This window comes from Microbacterium sp. APC 3901, assembly GCF_030407765.1.
In the GTDB taxonomy this organism is placed as follows: Bacteria; Actinomycetota; Actinomycetes; order Actinomycetales; family Microbacteriaceae; genus Microbacterium.
In genome coordinates, this window is sequence record NZ_JASDCU010000001.1 from 1 (window position 1) to 19,568 (window position 19,568).

20 protein-coding genes are annotated in these 19,568 nt (G+C 68.6%); 13 read left to right on the forward strand and 7 right to left on the reverse strand.

Going from position 1 to position 19,568, the window contains the following annotated elements:
- A partial coding sequence (locus QMA07_RS00005; RefSeq protein WP_290159008.1) for an HNH endonuclease signature motif containing protein occupies positions 1–1,426 on the forward strand: 1,426 nt, incomplete at its 5' end.
- Positions 1,427–1,601: 175 nt separating this feature from the next.
- Here the strand turns inward: QMA07_RS00005 and QMA07_RS00010 are convergent.
- Positions 1,602–2,255 carry a response regulator transcription factor gene (locus QMA07_RS00010; protein WP_258184287.1) on the reverse strand — a complete coding sequence of 218 codons (654 nt, stop codon included), beginning with the start codon at positions 2,253–2,255 and terminating at the stop codon, positions 1,602–1,604.
- Between the two features lie 226 nt (positions 2,256–2,481).
- Here QMA07_RS00010 and QMA07_RS00015 point away from each other — a divergent pair, with 226 nt between their 5' ends.
- The gene (locus QMA07_RS00015; RefSeq protein WP_290159009.1) at positions 2,482–3,624 is read left to right on the forward strand and encodes a histidine kinase; all 1,143 of its coding nucleotides are present in this window, start codon (positions 2,482–2,484) and stop codon (positions 3,622–3,624) included.
- 319 nt (positions 3,625–3,943) lie between these two features.
- On the opposite strand, the gene QMA07_RS00020 is transcribed toward QMA07_RS00015, so the two are convergent.
- Positions 3,944–4,687: a GntR family transcriptional regulator gene (locus tag QMA07_RS00020; RefSeq protein WP_290159010.1), complete on the reverse strand. Its 744-nt coding sequence runs from the start codon at positions 4,685–4,687 to the stop codon at positions 3,944–3,946.
- Between the two features lie 169 nt (positions 4,688–4,856).
- Here QMA07_RS00020 and QMA07_RS00025 point away from each other — a divergent pair, with 169 nt between their 5' ends.
- The 6 genes from QMA07_RS00025 to QMA07_RS00050 all read left to right on the forward strand — a co-directional run bounded on the left by QMA07_RS00025 (position 4,857) and on the right by QMA07_RS00050 (position 11,475).
- A complete protein-coding gene (locus QMA07_RS00025; RefSeq protein ID WP_290159012.1) occupies positions 4,857–5,786 on the forward strand; it encodes a phosphate/phosphite/phosphonate ABC transporter substrate-binding protein in 930 nt (309 codons plus the stop codon).
- Positions 5,787–5,931: 145 nt separating this feature from the next.
- Positions 5,932–6,774, forward strand: coding sequence for a phosphonate ABC transporter ATP-binding protein (gene phnC / locus QMA07_RS00030; RefSeq protein WP_290159014.1), 843 nt, complete (start codon positions 5,932–5,934; stop codon positions 6,772–6,774).
- Positions 6,774–8,510 carry a phosphonate ABC transporter, permease protein PhnE gene (gene phnE, locus QMA07_RS00035; RefSeq protein ID WP_290159015.1) on the forward strand — a complete coding sequence of 579 codons (1,737 nt, stop codon included), beginning with the start codon at positions 6,774–6,776 and terminating at the stop codon, positions 8,508–8,510. The genes phnC and phnE overlap by 1 nt, the downstream gene beginning before the upstream one ends.
- Positions 8,507–9,655, forward strand: coding sequence for a TIGR03364 family FAD-dependent oxidoreductase (locus QMA07_RS00040; RefSeq protein WP_290159017.1), 1,149 nt, complete (start codon positions 8,507–8,509; stop codon positions 9,653–9,655). Before phnE ends, QMA07_RS00040 begins: the two co-directional genes overlap by 4 nt.
- Entirely contained in the window at positions 9,652–10,377 is a 726-nt protein-coding gene (locus tag QMA07_RS00045; protein WP_290159018.1) for an HAD family hydrolase, read from the forward strand. The genes QMA07_RS00040 and QMA07_RS00045 overlap by 4 nt, the downstream gene beginning before the upstream one ends.
- Before the next feature lie 9 nt (positions 10,378–10,386).
- Entirely contained in the window at positions 10,387–11,475 is a 1,089-nt protein-coding gene (locus QMA07_RS00050; protein ID WP_290159019.1) for an alcohol dehydrogenase catalytic domain-containing protein, read from the forward strand.
- A 57-nt stretch (positions 11,476–11,532) separates the two neighbouring features.
- Here the strand turns inward: QMA07_RS00050 and QMA07_RS00055 are convergent, their stop codons facing one another.
- Together QMA07_RS00055 and QMA07_RS00060 are read right to left on the reverse strand one after the other, a co-directional pair.
- A complete protein-coding gene (locus QMA07_RS00055) occupies positions 11,533–12,063 on the reverse strand; it encodes a nicotinamide-nucleotide amidohydrolase family protein (RefSeq protein ID WP_290159022.1) in 531 nt (176 codons plus the stop codon).
- The gene (locus QMA07_RS00060; RefSeq protein WP_290159024.1) at positions 12,060–12,581 is read right to left on the reverse strand and encodes an FHA domain-containing protein; all 522 of its coding nucleotides are present in this window, start codon (positions 12,579–12,581) and stop codon (positions 12,060–12,062) included. Before QMA07_RS00060 ends, QMA07_RS00055 begins: the two co-directional genes overlap by 4 nt.
- 186 nt (positions 12,582–12,767) lie before the next feature.
- Between QMA07_RS00060 and QMA07_RS00065 the strand changes: the two genes are divergently transcribed.
- Together QMA07_RS00065 and QMA07_RS00070 are read left to right on the forward strand one after the other, a co-directional pair.
- Positions 12,768–13,652, forward strand: a complete 885-nt coding sequence (locus QMA07_RS00065) for an SDR family oxidoreductase (protein WP_290159026.1) — start codon at positions 12,768–12,770, stop codon at positions 13,650–13,652.
- A gap of 44 nt (positions 13,653–13,696) precedes the next feature.
- Positions 13,697–14,668 (forward strand): DMT family transporter, encoded by a 972-nt coding sequence (locus QMA07_RS00070; RefSeq protein ID WP_290159027.1) that lies wholly within the window; start codon positions 13,697–13,699, stop codon positions 14,666–14,668.
- A 12-nt stretch (positions 14,669–14,680) separates the two neighbouring features.
- Here the strand turns inward: QMA07_RS00070 and yidC are convergent, their stop codons facing one another.
- Together yidC and QMA07_RS00080 are read right to left on the reverse strand one after the other, a co-directional pair.
- Entirely contained in the window at positions 14,681–15,442 is a 762-nt protein-coding gene (gene yidC, locus QMA07_RS00075) for a membrane protein insertase YidC (protein WP_290159028.1), read from the reverse strand.
- Between the two features lie 62 nt (positions 15,443–15,504).
- Positions 15,505–15,777, reverse strand: coding sequence for a DUF6412 domain-containing protein (locus QMA07_RS00080; RefSeq protein ID WP_290159029.1), 273 nt, complete (start codon positions 15,775–15,777; stop codon positions 15,505–15,507).
- Positions 15,778–15,882: 105 nt separating this feature from the next.
- Between QMA07_RS00080 and QMA07_RS00085 the strand changes: the two genes are divergently transcribed.
- The gene (locus QMA07_RS00085; protein WP_290159031.1) at positions 15,883–16,929 is read left to right on the forward strand and encodes a DUF561 domain-containing protein; all 1,047 of its coding nucleotides are present in this window, start codon (positions 15,883–15,885) and stop codon (positions 16,927–16,929) included.
- A 26-nt stretch (positions 16,930–16,955) separates the two neighbouring features.
- On the opposite strand, the gene purU is transcribed toward QMA07_RS00085, so the two are convergent.
- Positions 16,956–17,807, reverse strand: a complete 852-nt coding sequence (purU, locus tag QMA07_RS00090) for a formyltetrahydrofolate deformylase (RefSeq protein WP_042540119.1) — start codon at positions 17,805–17,807, stop codon at positions 16,956–16,958.
- A gap of 85 nt (positions 17,808–17,892) precedes the next feature.
- Between purU and QMA07_RS00095 the strand changes: the two genes are divergently transcribed.
- Together QMA07_RS00095 and QMA07_RS00100 are read left to right on the forward strand one after the other, a co-directional pair.
- Positions 17,893–19,107, forward strand: coding sequence for a cation:proton antiporter (locus QMA07_RS00095; protein ID WP_290159034.1), 1,215 nt, complete (start codon positions 17,893–17,895; stop codon positions 19,105–19,107).
- Complete coding sequence (locus QMA07_RS00100; protein ID WP_290159036.1) at positions 19,104–19,562, forward strand: glutaminase; 459 nt, start codon at positions 19,104–19,106, stop codon at positions 19,560–19,562. Before QMA07_RS00095 ends, QMA07_RS00100 begins: the two co-directional genes overlap by 4 nt.
- The last annotated feature ends 6 nt before the right edge of the window (positions 19,563–19,568 follow it).

The following is a 19,568-nucleotide window of genomic DNA, read 5'->3' on the forward strand; positions in this document are numbered from 1 at the left end:
GTCGGGGGAGCGGCTTCCGGCCCGGTGGCCGGAGTTGCGGACGGCGCTGCTGGACGGGGTCGTCGGGGTTGACGGGTTTCTTGCCGCGACGGGCCCGATCGAGCGGGTGTGGGATCGGCTCACCGTTGATCAGCGGTTGGCGGCGGATGTCGCGTTGGCGGGGTGCGCGCGCGGGCATGGACTCGACGTGGGGGACGACGGGGACCCAAGCGATGATCCGAGTGGCGACGAGGATGCGGCGGGTCCGTCGCCGACCGTGCAGGATTTGAAGGGTTTGGCGGAGGATCTCGCGTCGATGTTCGATCCGGATGGTGAGGAGCCGAAGGATGAGGATGCGCGTCGTCGCCGGGGGATCACGATCGGCCGGTTGAAGGACGGGATGCACGCGATCCGCGGGTACCTGACCCCGGATGCGGCTGCCCAGCTGCAGCTCATCATGGATGCGATGTTGAACCCCAAGGGCGACGGGTCGCCCCTGCCCGGAGTGTTCTTCGGCCCCAGTAGCGGAACGGAATCCGGCTCCGGTGCGGGGGCAGACGCAGGCGCTGACGACGGCTCGCACGGCTTCGCCGCGAGCTTCGGCGCGGATGCCGAGTCGGATAGTGCCCCGATCGCCGACTCGGACAGGGAGCCGGACACTCATGCCGATGCCGATGCCGATGCCGATGCCGATGCCGATGCCGATGCCGATGCCGATGCCGATGCCGATGCCGATGCGGGGGAGGACCCCTTCAATTCCGATGAGCGGAGCGTGATCGATGACCGCACCGCGGCGCAGAAGCGACATGACGCTCTCGCAGCGGCGCTGGCTCTCGCGGCCCGGCGCAAGGACATGCCGAGGTTGGGTGGCGCCTCCCCGGTGCTCGTCGTCACCGTCGATGCGAAAGACCTCGCCCACGGGTCAGCCTTCGGTGTAGGTACCAGGGCCGGTGCTGGTGCTGGTGACGCGAGCATCGCTGTCCGCAACGGCGGATGGGCGACGATCCCTGGATCCGGTGCTCACGTGCCCGTCTCGGTCGCGGCGCAGGTCGCGTGCTCGGGAGCGATCCAGCGGGTGCTCATGGATGAGGGTCGGATCATCGGGATCACGACGACGGATCGGGTGTTCACCGTGCATCAGCGGCGGGCGATCATCGCCCGTGACAAGGAGTGTTTGATCCCGGGGTGTCATGTGCCGACGTCGTGGTGTGAGATCCACCACGTGACCGAACACGCCAGGGGTGGGCCCACGCATACGGATAACGGTGTGCCGTTGTGCTGGTGGCACCATCGATCGCTGGACACTTCGCAGTGGGAGATCCGGATGAATGGCGGAGTCCCGCAGGTGCGCGGACCGGCATGGTGGGATCCCGCACGCCACTGGCGCACACCACGACTTAGCCTGCCCGTCCGCTCGGCACCGACACACCTCGCCCGAACAGGTTGATGTGCTGCCTGGTCTTCGGCTGTGTCGCGCCCCCGGGGACCGGTCAGACTGCAAGGAACGCGACCTCGGCGGGACGCGATCTCAGCGAAAGCCGCATTCATCGCAGCCCGCATTCAGCGCAACCGCATTCAGCGCAACCCGCATTCAGGGAGACGCGGTCTCAGCGAACTCGGACTCAGCGGAAGTCGACGAGCCCTGCGTGCGCTGCCGTGACCAGGATCTGCACGCGGTCGCGAACGTGCCACTTCGACATGATGCGACCCAGGTGAGCTTTCACCGTTCCCTCTGACACGATCAGCGTGCGCGCGATCTCCGCGTTCGACATTCCCTGGGCCAGGCGCTGCAGCACCTCCTGCTCGCGATCGGTGAGCGCCTCGAGCGAGTCGTCTCCACCGACCGGCTCCGTGTCACGCACGTGCTTGATCAGCAGCGAGGCGATGCGCGGGGACAGTGAGCTCGCTCCGCTGTAGACCTCCCGCACGCCCTCGAGAATGCTCGCAGCGCTGGAATCCTTCAGCAGATACCCCGATGCACCCGCGCTGAGCATAGGCAGCACCGTGTCGCTGCCGTCGAGCGTGGTGACGGCCAGGATCTTCACCTCGGGCCATCGCTCACTGATGACGGCAGTCGCCTCGATGCCATTCATCTCGGGCATCTGCACGTCCATCATCACGACATCAGGGTGCTCGCGCCCCACCACCTCGATGCCCTCGAGCCCGGACTCCGCCTCAGCGACCACGGTGATCTCGGGGTCTCGTGAAACGAAGTGAGAGAGCGCTGAGCGCACCAGGGGATCATCATCGACGATCACGACGCGGATTTGGGACATGGACGAAGCCTAACCGGGGTGGACCTGCGTCGCGATCTCCTAGACCTTTGGCTATCAAGGTCTAGACGTGCGGCAGATGTGGTGCGAGAAGATCACCGAGAAGATGAGTACATCGCTAGTCAAAAGTGCAATAAAGGAGGTGAATCTCTATGTCTTTCTGGAACCAGGTTGGACTCTTTTTCGGCTTCTACCGTTAATCTATATGGCGGAAAGGAGATACTGAAGTATGGCTTCAAGTCTTCCGGCGGGTGAACGCGCAGACGTCACTCGACTCGGAAAGGGCGAGAAGCTCAGCACGATCGAACGGATCGCCGTACTGGCGGTCGTCGGAACGATCGTCACCTTCGACACCGTCGGACTGTTCCTCCCTCCGGGATTGGATCCTCTGACGGCGGCACTCGGGATCGCATCCACCGCGGTCTTGGCCCTGTATCTCTGGTCGCCACTGATCGCGACATACGCCCTCGGCGTGGTGTTCGCACTCTCTTTCATCCCCGGCATCGAAGCCCAGGTGCTCACGACCGCCGCTTTCGCGGCAGGCTTGATCGTGCGTCTGGGATGGACCTCCTTGGTCCTGTCCTATGCCGGAGTTTTTCTCCTCGCATCCGCACTGGTCGTCACTGGCGACTCGAGGGATGCCTTCAATATCGCGATCTTCCTGGTCGGCGCCGCAGTATCCGGTGCCGTCGGCTTCGCACTTCGCATCGCGTTCGCCCGAGGGCGGACGCTCGAGGTGCAGCTGGCCGAGAAGGCCGAGCAGGAACGGCAGGCAGTACTCGCTGAGCGACGTTGGATCGCCGGCGAGTTGCACGACAGCATCGCGCACCACCTCACGGTGGTGGCGCTGCACGTGCAGATGCTCGACGACGATCGCACCAGCAGCGAATCGCAGGAGGCGATCCGCATCGCCGCACGCAAGGCGATGACCGATCTCCGCTTCGTGATCGACCTCGCAGACGACGGGCCCCGGTCCGAGGGCATGCCCTCGGGTGATCTGGCGGCCTCCGTCGACGAAGCCCAGCAGGAGTTCGAATCCGCGGGTCACGCCGTGATCGTCGACGGCGACCCCTCTGACGAGCGCATCCCGCGCGCGGCCGAGATCATCCTCGCGCGCATCCTGCGCGAGTCGGCCACCAACGTCCTCAAGTACGCAGGCGAGGGCGAAGTCCTGATCCGATTCGACATCGATGACGACTCCGCAAAGCTGACGGTGAGCAGCCCTCTCTCTGTCACGCCGCGTCGCGAGCTCTCGTCGAGCCGCACCGGCGTCGGGCGCATGGCCGAGCGCGTCCTCGGCGCCAGCGGTGAGTTCAGTGCCGGAGAAGCAGACGGACGTTGGGTCGTGTCAGCCCTGCTGCCGATCGTCTGACCGAACCGGTATTCCGGCATCTCGGCGACGGAATTCGGCCGGATTCCCCAACTGGTATACCGGTACTCTGGAAGCAGAACCGCGGAATTCCGCGGGTTTCGGCGAGATGACTAGACGAAAGTCCAGGGTAGGTCTCGACTATAGACCGTGTTCCATGGTGTAGCCGGGCGCATACATTGGGCATACCCCAGAAATAGCGCATCCCCAGCGCTGTGATCGCGAGCGCGATCTCTGGAATCTGATCCCCAGCGCGCTCGCGATCGGCTTCTTCCCTCCGAGGGTTCTCCCCGTCGAGGAATCGACGTCGACCGGCTGGCTCCTAGCCGCCCACCGCACGCATGTAGTGCCCGTCCGTCGAGATCCCGGACGCTGCGACGGTGAATCGCACCACCTCACTGAGATAACGGTCCTCGGACGCCTCGAAGATGCGTCCGCTCGCGTCGCGGGAGATCCGGCTGAGTCGAAGGATCGGCGTGCCCTGTGCCACGCGCAGCAGAGCGGCATCCTGCTCATCGGCCGCGACCGCGTCGATCTGGTGCTCGAGTCCGACGATCGGGTGCCCGACCGACCCCAGGTACTCGGTGATCGAGATCGCGTCGGTGTCGACGTCGAGCAGTCGGCGCCCCACGGCTTCGGTGTAGAACAGGCGCTCGAGCATCGTCGGCCGACCGTCGAGCAGGCGAAGCCGCACGACGCTGACGATCGTGTCATCGGGGGAGACGCCGAGAAGCTCCGCGCGGTCGCCTGCCCGACGAAGGCTCAGCTCCTGCGTCTGCGCACCGGGAGTCACGCCGAGATCGCGGGCCCAGCGCGTGAACGGCACCGACATGTCGACGGCCTGACTCGCCTTGCGGGAGACGACGCGAGCGGGGCGGCCGCGTCCGGTCTCGATCAGGCCCTCGCTGCGCAGAGCCGCCAGCGCGTTGCGGATGGGACCGCGAGACGTGTGCCAGCGTTCGGCGAGCTCCGACTCTGTGGGCACGTCGTCGCCGGGGCGCAGAGTGCCCGCCGCGATCTGGGCGCGCAGGTCGTCTGCGATCTGGGTGTATACAGCTTCGGCCACATAGGCATACTACTTGGTGACGCCAGGGATCGGCCGGCGTTCTGCTGACGTTCATTCGTGGAAAAACCGGGTGAACGGACCTTGAACTCTTGCAAGTTAGGTATATATCTTGACCGTTGTCCTGTCAGAGTTGCTCGTGGATCACCCCCTCCCACTCTGAAAGGTCCTCATGAAGCTCCGCGCTCTCCCCGTACTCGCCGGTGCCGCGATCCTCGCGCTCGGTCTGGCGGCCTGTTCCGGCTCGGCTGATGCAACCGACGCGTCCAGCGCCGACGCATCGTCGACCACGAGCGGCTTCGCAGTCGACGAGAACACGCTCGTCTTCGGCGTCGTACCCGACTCGGTCGACACCGAGACGAACTACCAGCCGCTCATGGACTACATCGCCGAGATCACCGGCAAGTCGGTCGAGTACCACGAGTCCACCGACTACGCGGCACTCATCGAAGCCTCCGTCGCCGGAAAGGTCGACGTGGCCTCGTTCTCGGGCTTCACCTACGTCACCGCCACGAACAACGGTGCGAAGCTCACCCCGATCTCGTCGATCGTGACCGAAGAGGGTCAGGAGCCCGGTTACTACTCGCAGGCGATCGTGCCCGCCGAAAGCGACATCTCGAGCATCGAGGACTTCAAGGGCAAGAAGGTCTGCTTCGTCGATCCGTCGTCGACCTCCGGCTACCTCTTCCCGTCGTACAACCTGCTCGAGGCGGGCATCGACCCGAAGACCGACATCACCCCGGTCTTCGCGGGCAAGCACGACGTCAGCGTGCAGAAGGTCGGCGAGGGCGTCGAGTGCGAGGTCGGCTTCGCGGAGGACTCCGAGGTCGAGAAGTCGGATGCCGTGAAGGTCATCGACGAGACCATGGTGCCCGGTGCTCCGCTCGTCTACGCGTCGGCGCTGCCCGACGACGTCGCCAAGGAACTCGTCGACGGCCTGTCGGAGGTCACGATCGACGACATCATCGCCGCCGGCGTCGACAGCGCCGACAGCGACTCGTTCCGCAGCGTCTTCTTCGCCACGAAGCCGGTCGATGACGCGTACTACGACCTGATCCGCGACATCTGCAAGGAGACCGACGCGGAGCAGTGCCAGGGCTGACACGCTGACACCCGCCCCGTCGCCCTGCTCGCCGAGCGGTGAGCGACGGAGCGAGGCGAGCGAGACGAGACGCGCCGAGGTCACTGCGTTTCGTCTCGCTTCGCCGGCTCAACCAGACGAGCAGAGAATCACGAGGAGAACTGACATGAACGCGGCATCCGATGCCCTCATCCGCCTGGACGGCGTGACGAAGACCTTCGGCACGACCACGGCGCTCAAGAACGCGTCGCTGCAGGTGTCGCGCGGCGAGATCGTCGTGCTGCTCGGACTCTCCGGCTCGGGCAAGTCCACACTGCTGCGCCACCTCGACGGGCTCGAGGTGCCGACCTCCGGCGACATCGAAGTGCTCGGATCCCAGGTGCCGACGCTGAAGGGCAAGGCGCTGCGCCGCCTCCGCAGTCGCGTGGGATTCATCTTCCAGCAGTTCGAGCTCGTGCCCTCGCTCACCGTGCTCGAGAACGTGCTCACCGGATCGCTGTCGGAGGTCCGCGGACCGCGACTCGGGCTCTGGGGCTATTCGAAGGCGGCGAAGCTGCGCGCGCTCGAGCACCTCGACCGCGTCGGACTCCTCGACCGCGCCTACCAGCGCAGCGACACCCTCTCGGGCGGGCAGCAGCAGCGCGTCGCCATCGCCCGCGCTCTGATGCAGAAGCCCGACATCCTGCTCGCCGACGAACCCGTCGCCTCGCTCGACCCCGAGTCGAGCGACCAGGTGATGGCGCTGATCCGCGAGATCGCCGCCGACGAGGGACTCACCGTCGTCTGCAGCCTGCACCAGGTCGACCTCGCAATCTCGTGGGCCGACCGCATCGTCGGCCTGCGGCACGGCGAGATCGTGCTCGACACCCCGACCGGAGACCTCACCAAGGCCGAGGTCATGGAGATCTACGGTCGCGTCGCCACGACCACCGCAGAGATCCGCGCCGTGCAGGACGAGCTCACCGAGATCACGGTCGACATCGCCGACATCGACAGGGCCAGAGTCTGATGACCGTGCTCTCGGACGCACCCGCGACGCCCGCGGCCCCAGGACGCTCCACCGTCTCCGACCGCGCGCCCCAGCGCCCGATCTCGGCAGAGCGCATCGCCGCCGGACTCACCCTGGTGGCTCTCCTGGTGCTCGGCATCCTCGCGGTCGAAGAGGTCGGCATCTCGATCCCGGCGATGGTGCAGAGCTGGGGCAACGCCGAGAACTTCATGGCTCGTGTCGGCGGACTCTCGTTCCCCGAGCCGGCCGACCTCGCGTGGCTCATCGCCCTCACTGTGGGGCTCGTGCTGGTCGGCACGCTGCTCGCCGCCGTGCTCTCGGTGCCGATCGCCTACCTCGCCGCCTCCAACACGACCCCCGGCAACGGCTGGCGGGCCGCGGCCCGATTCGTGGGAGTCCTCACCCGCGCGCTGCCGGATGTCGTGCTCGCCATGGCGTTCGTGCTCATGTTCTCGCTCGGCACCCTCCCCGGCATCCTCGCCATCGGCATCCACTCGATCGGGATGATCTCGAAGATGTTCGCCGACGCGATCGAGCAGATCGACGAGGGACCCCGCCTCGCGATCCGCGCAGCCGGCGGATCGAAGATGCAGGAGTTCGCCTCGGGCATCCTTCCCCAGGTGCTGCCGAGCTGGGTCGCTACGGTGCTGCATCGCAACGACATCAACCTGCGTGGCAGCGTCGTGCTCGGCTATGTCGGGGTGGCTGGCCTCGGGCTCGAGATGTCGTACGCCTTCAAGTCGCTCAACTACGGCAAGGGACTCGGCATCGCGCTGGTCATCTTCATCCTGTGCGTCGCGATGGAGATCATCTCGAGCCTGGTGCGCGGGGCGATGCTCGGTCAGCAGCGGCAGACCCGTTCGTGGATCGACCGCATCATCCACCCGCGACTGCGCGACGCGACAGCATCGGAGGCCTCGGCACCACCCGCATGGGCGGCCAGCCCTCAGACCGCGGTGCGGCGACCGTGGACGGCGGAGCGCGTGCGCAACACGAGCGGCATCGTCGTCGCAGTGCTCGTCGTGATCGGCGGCGTCGTCGTCAGCCAGATCAACTGGCTCGACTTCTTCACCTTCTGGGGCAAGCTGCCCGAGGTCGCGGCGAAGTTCTGGCCGCCGTCGTTCGGCAGCTACGAGGCATCGGCGATGATCGCCGCCATGCGGGACACGATCGCGATCGCCCTCGCCGCGACCGTGCTCACCCTGCTGCCGTCGCTGATCCTCGGTTCGCTGGCGGCGAGCAACGTCGCACCCAGCTCGAGCGCACGCGGCATCGCCCGGTTCCTGCTCGTCGGCATCCGCGGCATCCCCGAGCTGATCCTCGCGATCGTGCTCGTGGTGATCACGGGGCTCGGCGCGCAGGCGGGAGTCATCGCGCTCGCCATCGGCGGCATCGGACTGCTCGGCAAGCTGATCGCCGACTCTCTAGAGGAGGTCGATCGCGGGCCAGAGCGCGCGCTGCGCGCGGTCGGCGCCACCCGTCTGCAGACCTACACCTCGGCGACCGTGCCGCAGGGCATGCAGGCGCTGATCGGGCACAGCTTCTACATGCTCGACACGAACATCCGCGCGGCGACGATCCTCGGCATCGTCGGCGGCGGGGGAGTCGGCTACTACCTGCTCAACGCGAGCCAGGGCTCGCGCTACGAGACGGTGACCGCGATCGTGCTGATGATCCTCGTCACGGTGCTCGTCGTCGAGGGACTCGCGATGTGGATGCGGAAGGTGTTCCGATGATCGGCGACGGCAGAGCGAACCACAGCGCGGACCTCGTCGTGGTGGGCGCGGGCATCATCGGGCTCGGCGCGGCGTATGCGGCGGCTCGACGCGGTCAGAGCGTCATCGTGGTCGACAGGGCGGATGCGCCGGTGGGGGCGACGATCCGCAACTTCGGGCATCTCTGCATCGGCGCGCAGACCGGCGATGCGCGCCGCTATGCCGACCTCTCCCGTGATCTGTGGCTGCGCCTCGCGCACGACGCGGGCTTCTGGCTGCGTGAATCCGGCACGCTGGTCGCCGCCCGTCATGCAGACGAGATCGCCGTGCTCGAGCATGCGGCGGCCGACGGCGGCATCCGGATGCTGGAGGCCGACGAGCTGCGGCGTCTCGCCCCGCTGCGCGCCGAGGTGCTCGTCGGCGGCGCGCACATCGAGACCGACCTGCAGACCGATCCGCGCACTGCCGCGGCTGCGATCGTCCGACACCTCGCCGCGCAGGGAGTCGAGTTCCGCTTCCGCACGGCGGTGACCTCGGTCGCCGGACGACGTGTCGGCACGACGAGAGGCACCATCACGGCGGGTGCTGTGGTCGTCGCGGTCAATCACGACGTCGACCAATTGCTGCCGGAATTGGCCGACCGCGCCGGTGTGGAGCGATGCGCTCTCGACATGATGCGCGCAGCGGTGACGTTCCGGCATCCGCTCACGGCCCCGCTGCTGACCGGCTGGTCGCTCGTGCGGTACGGACGCTTCGCAGACAGCGCGGCCGCCGGTGCCCTCCGGGATCGCCTGCACTCGGAGCGCCCCGATCTCGCGGCGCTCGATCTGAATCAGATGTACACCCAGCTGCCGGACGGCACGCTCATCATCGGCGACTCCCACGCCACCTCGAGCGCACCAGAGCCGTTCCAGCCGGAGGCGGCGTTCACCGCGTTCCTCGCCGAGGCGGAGGCGCTGTTCGACATGCCGACACCGCGGGTGCTCGAGCGATGGCAGGGCGTCTATGCCAAGGCACAGCGCGACTTCCTCATCGACACGGTCGAGGAGGGCGTGCTGGTGCTCGCCGCGACCACCGGCATCGGAATGACCACGGGTCTGGGGCTCGCCGAAGAGAATCTCACCGCCGCCTTCGGGTGGGCACCCGCAATGGAAGGAACCTCATGACCACTCATCTCTCCGCACCTCCGGCACTCGAACTCGTCGTGCTCGACATGGCCGGCACGACCGTGCTCGACGGCGGGGTCGTCGAGACGGCGTTCCAGCGCGCAGCCGAGCGCACCGGCGTCGCAGATGGGATGCCGTGGGACGACGCACTCGCCCACGTGCGCGCGACCATGGGGCAGTCCAAGATCGACGTCTTCACGCATCTCGCGGGTGGCGACCGGGCGGCAGCCGAACAGGCGACGGCGGCATTCGAGGGCGCCTATGCCGAGATCGTGGCCGAGCAGGGGGTCACTGAGATCCCCGGTGCCGCGGACGCGATCCAGGGCCTGAAGGATGCCGGTCTGACCGTCGTGCTGACGACCGGGTTCGCTCCGGTCACCCGCGATGCGCTGATCGACGGTCTCGGATGGAGCGACCTCGTCGACCTGGCGCTCTCGCCGGTCGATGCGGGGCGGGGTCGCCCTGCTCCCGACCTCGTGCTCACTGCGCTGATTCGCACGCAGACCTCGGCGGTCGCGTCAGTCGCCGTCGCGGGAGACACCGTCAGCGATGTCGAATCGGGGCGCCGTGCCGGTGCCGGCTTCGTGGCCGGCGTTCTCACGGGTGCCCACGACTCGAGTGCCCTCGAGCTCGCCGGCGCCGACGTCGTGCTCCCGGACGTGACGCACCTCCGCAGCGCGCTCGCCGAGCGCGCGCTGCTCGCGCTCGCGCCCAGCGCCTGAGTGGCCGACATGGGAACCGTGCTGATCCGACCACCCGGCCATCGCCGCGACGTCGCCCTGCGCCCCGCGGCCACGGCGATGGTGTGGATCGGCGAGGGCCACCCGCACGAGACCATCGCTGTGCCCGGTGTCGCTCTCGGCGAGAACGACGTGCTGGTCGCGGTCGAGATGTCGACCATCTGCGGGTCCGACGTGCACACCGTGCAGGGGCGGCGATCGGCTCCCGTGCCCCTGGTGCTCGGCCATGAGAGCGTCGGACGCGTGATCGCCATGGGCGATGACGGGGCGACAGCCGTCGACGGCACCCCGGTGCGTATCGGCGACCGGGTGGTCTGGTCGGTCACGATCTCCTGCGGCACCTGCGATCGGTGCGTCCACGGCGTGCCGCAGAAATGCCGCACACTGGGCAAGTACGGCCACGACCGCATAGGCGTGCACGGCGACCTGACCGGAGCCTTCGGCACGCACGTCCAGGTGCGCGCAGGCACCGCCATCGTACGGGTGCCCGAGTCCCTGCCGGCTTCGGTGCTCGCACCGGCGTCGTGCGCGACCGCGACCGCCTGGGCCGCCGTCTCCAGGGCGGCACGTGATCACGACCTCGAGGGCGCAGTCGTGCGCATCCACGGGGCCGGCCTCGTCGGGCTCTCGGCCGCCGCGATCGCCGTGGAGCAAGGGGCGACGGTCGAGGTGCTCGACCCCGCGCCCGCACGGCTCGCTCTGGCTGCACGATTCGGCGCCGGCCGCATCGATCGCGATCCGGACATCGTCATCGAGGCCTCGGGGCATGCCGTGTCCGAGGCCCTCGCCGGTGTGGGCACCGGGGGCACGGTCGTGCTCGTCGGGAGCGTCTTCCCCGCAGAGCCGGTGCCGCTCGATGCCGAGAGCATCGTGCGTCGGCTGGTGACCGTCACCGGCGTGCACAACTACACCGGAACCGAACTGGCCGAGGCCGTCGGATTCCTGGCCGGGCGAGGCCGCGCCTACCCGTTCGCGGATGCGGTCGGAGAGGTGCGACAGCTCGCAGCCATCGACGAGGCGATCGCCGCGGCATCCGCTCCCGGTGCGCCGCTGCGCATCGGGCTCGTGCCGGGTCACTGAACTCGGCACTGAACCCGACGGGTACCCGACGGGTATCGGACGGAGGGCGCAGGACTCTCAGTCGGCCGGCTCGCGCGGAGCGGTCGACGCCTGTCCGGAGCGTCGCGGGCCTGCGGGCCTGATCCCCTCGGCGTGGAAGGCGAGCAGCCGCATCGCGGTGTCGACCGTCTCGTCGAGGATCTCCTGCGGGTCGCCGGTGAGCGCCAGCATCCGATGACCGACTCCGTCGCCCGTCGCCCAGCCGAGGAAGACGGTGCCGGGGTCGTGCCCGCCTTCGCCCTCGGGGCCTCCGACGCCGGTGGTCGAGATGCAGACGTCGGCGTCGAAGAGCTGTCGCGCGCTCTCGGCGAGATGCTCGGCGCACTCGGCCGAATACGGATCGGTTCCGGGTGCCAGACCGAGCAGCTTCTCCTTGACGTCGGTGAGGTAGGCGACGATGCCGCCGGCGAACCAGTCGCCTGCATCGTCGCCCGCGCCGATCATGCTCGCCAGGCGTCCCGAGGTCAGCGATTCGACGACGCAGACGCGCAACCCGCGTTCAACGGCGACCTCGCTCAGCCGATCCAGCGACGACTGCTCTGCAGTCACTTATCCTCAGCGGAGTCGGCGTGCGTCGGCGCGTCCGATTCGATGTTCGCCTCGTCGGAGTAGTCGGGCCGCGGCGGCTGCAGCGGCTGGTCGGAGTACTCGCCACCGAGGCGGCCGCCGAAGGGGCGCCCGTGGTCGGCGAACTCGTCGCGCGCGTAGACGAGCTCCCACTCTCCGACCGTGAAGCGCGCACCCGTGCGCAGCGTCTGCGAGCGGTCACCCGGGTGCGTGGCGGTGGCCTCGGGGTTGCTGTTCATCTCGCCCTCGCCGTGCAGTTCGAGCACGTACTCGTCGCGGTCGTCGTGCGTGATCGTCGCGTGCACGGGGTCGGCGCCGTCGAGTCGGAGTTCGTTGTCGGCGGCCGAGCCGATGCGCACCACGTCGACCTCGAGGGCGAACTCCGCGCGCTCTCCGTCGCGGGTGATCCGCAGCCGGGGGTTGCCCTCGCCGAACTCGGCGTGGGTGGTCGTGGGGGTGTAGCCCTCGTCGGAACGGTCGTCGATGTGTCGTGCGTTCATGGTGGGTCTCCTCGCATTCCCTGTCAGGATATGCGACCGGGGATTCGCTCGCAGGGGGTTGACTTCGGCCGCTTCCGCACCCGATTGTCAACCCCCTGCCGACGGCGTCGAGAGGCCGCGAGTGTCGATGGACGCCCGACTCGCGCCACGAACGGTGGTCGCCCGTCGCGAGGAAGAGGAGACACCATGGCAGACAGCACGCCCGACCCCCGCAGCCAGCACCGCCAGGAGGAGTTCCCCGCTCAGCAGCAGGACCAGCCGGGCCTGACCGATCAGATGCGCGCTGTGCCCGACCACGGCGAGGAGTCGTACGTGGGGCACGCTCGGCTCGAGGGTCGTCGAGCTCTCATCACGGGCGGTGACTCGGGAATCGGCCGGGCCGTCGCGATCGCCTTCGCCCGCGAGGGAGCCGACGTGGCGATCGTGCACATGCCGGAGGAGCAGCCCGATGCCGATGAGACGATCGAACTGGTCCGTGCCGAAGGCAGGCAGGGGGTCAGCCTGGCCGGAGATCTGCGTGATGAAGCCTTCGCGACCGAGGTCGTCTCGGAGACCCGGAGCAGTCTCGGCGGATTGGACATCCTGGTGCTGAACGCCGCATACCAGCACGACATCGACGGCTTCGAGAACCTCGAGACCGACAGGATGCGCCGCGTGTTCGAGACGAACCTGTTCGGGCTGCTGTACTCGGCCAGGGCGGCGTACCCGCACCTGGAGTCAGGGGCGAGCATCATCGTGACGGCGTCCGTGCAGGCGTTCGAGCCCTCGCCCAATCTCATCGACTACGCGATGACCAAGGCCGCGCAGGTCGCCTTCGTGAAGGCGCTCGCCGAGGAGGCGGGCGAGCGTGGCATCCGCGTGAACGCCGTCGCCCCGGGGCCCATCTGGACTCCGCTGATTCCGGCCACCGGGTGGAGCGACGAGCGAGTGAAGACCTTCGGCTCCGACACGCCTCTGGGGCGCGCCGGGCAACCGGCGGAGCTCGCCGGCGCCTACGTGTACCTCGCCTCTGCCGAGTCGTCGTTCACATCGGGAGCAGTGCTCGCGGTCACCGGAGGCAAGCACCTCTGACCGCCGGAGTTCACCGGCATCTCGCCGGGTCGTAGGCTTGCGGGGTGCAGCAGTCCGCGTCGTCCCGCCCGCTCGTGGGCGTCGCACTCGTCATCTGCTCCTGCCTCTCCTTGCCGTTCGGGGCGGCCGTCGCAGCCCAGCTCTTCCCGGTGCTCGGCCCGTGGGGCGTGACGTCGTTGCGCGTCGCGATAGCCGCGCTGCTGCTGGTGGTCATCGTGCGCCCGAGGCCGATGCGCTGGACGAGGGCGCAGTGGCTCGCTGCAGTGCTGTTCGGAGTCGCGCTCGCCGCGATGAACGGCTTCTTCTACGCGGCCATCGACCGCATCCCGCTCGGCCCGGCCGTCGCGATCGAGTTCCTCGGCCCGCTGGTGCTGGCGGCCGTCCTGACCAGGCGCCTGGCCGATGCGGCCTGGGTGGGCGTCGCCTTGTTGGGTATCGTCCTGCTCGGCGTCGACGGACTGATCGGCGCCGAGCCGCTCGACCCTCTCGGCGTCGTCTTCATCCTGATCGCAGCGGCCTTCTGGGCCATGTACATCCGTATGAGCGCGCGAGTCGGTGCGATCATCCCGGGCACCAGCGGGCTCGCGGTCGGACTCGTCGTGGCTGCGGTGCTGCTGATCCCGGTCGGGGTGCCGGCGGCCGTCACCGTCGCGGGCGACATGCAGCTGCTGCTGCTCGCCGCGGTCACCGCTGTGCTGTCGTCGGTGATCCCCTACAGCTTCGAGCTCGCAGCGCTCCGTCGCCTGCCGCAGCGTGTGTTCGGTGTGCTGCTGAGCCTCGAGCCCGCGTTCGCGACGCTCGCCGGATGGTTGATCCTCGGTCAGTCCGCGACCCCGCTGAGGATGCTCGCGATCGCACTGGTCGTCGCGGCGAGCGTGGTCACGACAATGGGCGTGCGGCGTCAGCGGCGTCGAGACGGGGCCGCAGCAGGACGGGACGGTGACGCCGGACCCGACGACGCTGATCGCGATGACGAGCCCGGGCCGTTCACCGCCCCGATTCCGCTGCCCGATTGACCACCCCGACCGTCAGCCCTTGACCGCGGCCGGTACGGGCAGGGGATACCGTCGCCGCAGCAGAATGCGCTGCACCAGCGTCCAGACGACCGTGACGGTCAGGTAGAGCGAGGCCGCGAGGGGCACGAACACGGCGAACACCGCCGTCAGATAGTGCAGAGCGCTCGTCACTCTCAGCATGGTCGGCGAGTTCAGCGGCGAGTCGTCGTCTACCGCGGTCGGTCGGAAGACCCGCCGCGTGATCTCCGCCGCTGCGATCATCACGGCGATCAGGGCACCGAACACCAGCAGCGTCTCGGGTGACGCCGTGCCGCCGAAGACGGCCGAGACGAGGCTCGTTCCCAGCGGTGCACCGAACAGGTCATGCGTGAGCAGGTCGTTGGCGTGCCCCGCGATGTCCGGGCGGATGAACAGCGTGTACAGGATGCCGACGACCGGCGCCTGGGCGAGCACAGGCAGCATGCCGGCGAACGGAGACGTGTTCTCGGAGCGATAGAGCTCGAGCATCTCCTTCTGCAGGCGTTCGGGGTTCTTCTTGTGTCGGCGCTGCAGCTCGCGCAGCCGGGGCGCGAGGCGCGCCCTGGTCTGCTCGGCCTTCGCCTGCGAGATGCCCACGGGAATCAGCAGGGTGCGCACGAGAAGCGTCACGAGCACCACAGCGAGGGCTGCGGCGGATGCTCCGGCGAGGGGTTCGAGCAGCGAGGAGAGCCCGGCGAGGGCGCCGTACGCCGCATCGAGCAGAAAGGTCAGGGGTGGGAAGGCGAAGATGTCCATGGAAGTCCGTTCGTGTGTCGGGAAGGGTCGGCGAAAGCCGCGCAGTCCCGTACGAGGACGGACTACGCGGGAACGGCGACTCCCGGCGCACGAGGGCGCGGATGACCGGCAGCGTCAGGATCGCTCTGCGCGAGCAGCGTCGAGACGTCGATGGCCCGCAGCGGATGCGGAGCGGTGCCCGGCGAGGGCGGTGCCAGGCTCAGAGCGACGGCGATGGTGAGCGTCGTCAGGGCGATGAGCGCTATGGCGACACCGAGTGCCGCGGCATCCGGCACCGCGATGATCCCGAGCGCGGCCGCGACGAAGCTGAGCATCTGCCCGAACCACTCGCTCATGCGCGCTTTCCTGATCCCACACGCCGAGGTTATCACCGGCATCCGAGCAGGGGATCGGGCGTCCGCGCTCGTCTCGGGGCGGGAGAGCGGAGATAGCCTCGATACATGACTGACCTGCGTGCGCTGCTCGGCATCGAACACCCCGTCTTCCTCGGACCGTTCGGAGGGCTGTCGTCCGTCGAGCTCGCCGTGTCCGTCAGCGAAGCGGGGGGACTCGGCGGGTACGGGCTGTACGGCTATGACGGAGACCGCATCCGCTCGACCGTCGCCTCGCTCCGGACGGCGACCGCGCGTCCGTTCGCCGTGAACATCTGGCTGCCGACCGGCGACGAGGTCGAACCGAACCCGCAGCACACGGTGTTCGCGCAGGCGTTGCAGCCGTTCTTCGACGCGGTCGGTCTCGAGATGCCGGCGCGACCCGAACGGTACGCGCCCCCGCTCGACGAGCAGCTCGATGCGATCTGGGAGTCGGCTCCGCCTGTGCTCAGCACCGTCTTCGGCATCCCCTCCGGTGATCTCATCGAGGAGGCGCATCGCCGCGGGATCCGCGTGGTGGCGACGGCGACGACCGTCGCGGAAGCCGTCGCTCTCGCCGAGGCGGAGGTCGACGCCATCGTCGCGACCGGCTTCGAGGCCGGAGGCCATCGGGTGTCGTTCCTGCGACCGGCCGAAGAGTCGCTCATCGGCACCTTCTCGCTCGTGCCGCAGGTGGTCGATGCCGTCGATGTGCCGGTCATCGCGGCGGGCGGCATCGCCGATCGGCGCGGCGTCGCAGCCGCTTTCGCTCTCGGCGCCTCGGCTGTGCAGGTCGGCACGGCCTTCTTGGCGACGACCGAGTCGGCGGCGAATCAGGCGCATCGCGACGCCATCCGCTCGACAGCCGCCGACGGCACCGTGCTCACGCGGGCGATGAGCGGTCGCCTCGCCCGCGGAGTGCGCAACCGGGCGGTGCGAGCGATCGAGGCGGGTGGAACCATCGCCCCGTTCCCGATGCAGAACTGGCTCACCGGAAGGTTCCGCGCCGCGGCGGGTGAGCAGAATCTGGGGGAGCTGCAGTCGCTCTGGATGGGTCAGGGAGCGCCGCTCGCCCGCTATGCGACTGCGGCGGAGGCCTTCGCCGAACTGGTCGCGGGAGTTCCCGCGAGCGCCTGAGCTCGACGAGAGCCGAGAAGCCTGCCTCAGAGGATGACGGTCGAGCGGCCGTGCACGATCACACGGTCTTCGGCATGCCACTGCACGGCGCGCGCGAGCACGAGGCGCTCGACATCGGCGCCGCGGCGTTGCAGCTCGGCCGCCGACTCGGAGTGTGTGACGCGCGTGACGTCCTGCTCGATGATCGGCCCCTCGTCGAGGTCGGCGGTGGCGTAGTGGGCGGTCGCCCCGATCAGCTTCACGCCGCGGTCCTTCGCCCTGGCATACGGGTTGGCGCCGATGAACGCGGGCAGGAACGAGTGGTGGATGTTGATGACGGGGGCGCCGAGACCCGTGATGAAGTCGTCGCTCAGGATCTGCATGTATCGGGCCAGGACGACGAGATCGACGTTGCCTCGGAGCATCTCGAGCTGGCGCTGCTCCATCGCCTGCTTGTCGCCCGAGGGGATGTGCACGAAGGGCACTCCGAACGACCGCACCGACTCGGCGAGGTCGGGGTGATTCGAGACGACCATCGTGACGTCGATGTCGAGCTGGCCGCGCTGCGTGCGCCACAGCAGCTCCATCAGGCAGTGGTCGTACTTCGACACGAAGATCGCGACGCGCTTGCGGCGGGCGGTGTCGTGCAGCGACCATTCCATGCCGAAGCGCTCGGCGATCGGCGCCAGGTCGGCCTCGAGCGCCGTGCGGGCGGCGGAGAGACCGGGGAGGTGGATGACGGTGCGCTGGAAGAACCGACCGCCCTCGGAGTCGGTGGAGTGCTGGTCGAGGGAGATGATGTTCGCGCCGTGGGCGGAGAGCACTCCGGCGACGGCGGCGACGATGCCGGGCTGATCGTCGCAGGCGATCAGCAGGCGGGCGGTGTCGGGCTGAGACATGGGGGCTCCTCGGGGGTGTGCATCGATTCTGCCGTGGATGCGACCACCGGGCGAATCGTCGCCGCCGGGTCGCTACTCTGAGAGCGTGGACGCGGGCGATCTCGGACTGGTGCTGATCCCGCTGCTCGCCGTGGCAGCGCCGCTGCTCGCGCGCGGCATCAGACCGGTCATCCGGGTGCCGATCATCGTGTTCGAGCTCGTGCTCGGGATCCTCGCGGGTCCGGCTGTGCTCGGCTGGGTCGAGCCGACGCCCATCCTCGAGAAGCTCAGCGACTTCGGCCTCGCGATGCTCTTCTTCATGGCCGGATCCGAGATCGACTTCCGCGCCGTCTCCGGGCGCCCGCTCGTGCGGGCCTCGATCGGCTGGAGCATCAGCGTCGTCCTCGGGATCGCGATCGGCTTCTTCCTCGCACCGGGGGAGGGGATGGTCGTGATCGCCATCGCGCTCAGCTCCACCGCACTCGGCACGCTGATGCCGATCCTGCGGGACGCGAAGGAGACGGACACCCCGTTCGGACGCGCCGTCACCGTGATCGGCGCCGTCGGCGAGTTCCTGCCGTTGATCGCGATCTCGCTCTTCCTGAGCACCCGCACCACTCCGCTCGCCGCCGCGGTGCTGCTCGCCTTCGTGGTTCTGGCCGGTCTCGCCGTGCTGGTGGCCCACCGGATGCAGCACGGGCGCCTGCACGCGTTCGTGCGCGCCACGTTGCACACCTCCGATCAGTTCGGTGTGCGCTTCGTGCTGCTGCTGATCGCGGCGCTGGTCGGTCTCAGCGTCATGCTCGATCTCGACATGCTGCTCGGCGCATTCGTCGCTGGGGCCGTGTGGCGCATCATCATGGCCCGGGCGCCAGAGAAGGACGCAGCGGCGATGGAGACCAAACTCGAGGCCATCGCGTTCGGCCTCTTCGTGCCGATCTTCTTCCTCTACACCGGTGTGAACTTCGACCTTCAGGCGCTCACCGGCTCGTCGTCGGCGATCCTGATGCTGCCCCTGTTCCTCGTCGCGCTGCTCGTGCTCCGCGGCACCACCGCACAGCTCTCCGCCCCGCCGGGCTCGAGCGTGAGAGACCGCACGGCGCTCGGCCTGCTGGCCTCCACAGGACTGCCCATCATCGTCGCCGTGACGGCGATCGGAGTGGACCAGGAGATGATCGACACCGGCACGGCCGCTGCACTCGTGGGCGCGGGGATGCTGTCGGTGCTGCTGTTCCCGCTGATCGGCATGCTGATCCGCGGCGACGCCGCGCGGCTGGTCGACCCCGAGGTGGTTCGCGCGAGTCCCCAGGGGGAGCTGTGACGACGGCATCCGCGCTGATCGCCGACGCCGTGGGTGCGCTCTCGGGCCTGCCTCAGGAAGGACTGGGCGAAGAGCGGGACTCACGGTGGCGCGGACGTCGCATCGTGCGGGTGGGGGCAGCCTGGCACATCGGAGTGCTGCTGCTCACCGAGACTCATGCTCTGGCGACCGCCGAGGTGCTGCGCGCTGCGGATCCCGGGCGCCGTGGCTACACGGCCGAGTCCGCGCGCGAGCGCGCCGAGCGACGTGCGCTGGCACTGCGGGGCGGATTCGACGTGGGCGAGGTTGTGCACATCGGGTGGACGGTGATCGACCTCGAGGCCGTGGATGCGGGTGGAGCATCGGGGCCGCTCGCGACGATCGACGCCGTGCCGTCGGTGCGATGGAGCAGCGCGGGCGGATGGATGCCGCTCGAGGCATACCTTCGCGAACGGGTGGAGCTGCTGCGCGGCTGAGCCCGC

Coding starts and splice junctions, on each gene's coding strand:
- QMA07_RS00050 (WP_290159019.1), top strand. CDS start 10,387: ATGGGAACCGTGCTGATCCGACCACCCGGCCATCGCCGCGACGTCGCC.
- QMA07_RS00010 (WP_258184287.1), bottom strand. CDS start 2,255: ATGTCCCAAATCCGCGTCGTGATCGTCGATGATGATCCCCTGGTGCGC.
- QMA07_RS00015 (WP_290159009.1), top strand. CDS start 2,482: ATGGCTTCAAGTCTTCCGGCGGGTGAACGCGCAGACGTCACTCGACTC.
- QMA07_RS00065 (WP_290159026.1), top strand. CDS start 12,768: ATGGCAGACAGCACGCCCGACCCCCGCAGCCAGCACCGCCAGGAGGAG.
- QMA07_RS00040 (WP_290159017.1), top strand. CDS start 8,507: ATGATCGGCGACGGCAGAGCGAACCACAGCGCGGACCTCGTCGTGGTG.
- QMA07_RS00080 (WP_290159029.1), bottom strand. CDS start 15,777: ATGAGCGAGTGGTTCGGGCAGATGCTCAGCTTCGTCGCGGCCGCGCTC.
- QMA07_RS00025 (WP_290159012.1), top strand. CDS start 4,857: ATGAAGCTCCGCGCTCTCCCCGTACTCGCCGGTGCCGCGATCCTCGCG.
- phnC (WP_290159014.1), top strand. CDS start 5,932: ATGAACGCGGCATCCGATGCCCTCATCCGCCTGGACGGCGTGACGAAG.
- QMA07_RS00045 (WP_290159018.1), top strand. CDS start 9,652: ATGACCACTCATCTCTCCGCACCTCCGGCACTCGAACTCGTCGTGCTC.
- phnE (WP_290159015.1), top strand. CDS start 6,774: ATGACCGTGCTCTCGGACGCACCCGCGACGCCCGCGGCCCCAGGACGC.
- yidC (WP_290159028.1), bottom strand. CDS start 15,442: ATGGACATCTTCGCCTTCCCACCCCTGACCTTTCTGCTCGATGCGGCG.
- purU (WP_042540119.1), bottom strand. CDS start 17,807: ATGTCTCAGCCCGACACCGCCCGCCTGCTGATCGCCTGCGACGATCAG.
- QMA07_RS00085 (WP_290159031.1), top strand. CDS start 15,883: ATGACTGACCTGCGTGCGCTGCTCGGCATCGAACACCCCGTCTTCCTC.
- QMA07_RS00060 (WP_290159024.1), bottom strand. CDS start 12,581: ATGAACGCACGACACATCGACGACCGTTCCGACGAGGGCTACACCCCC.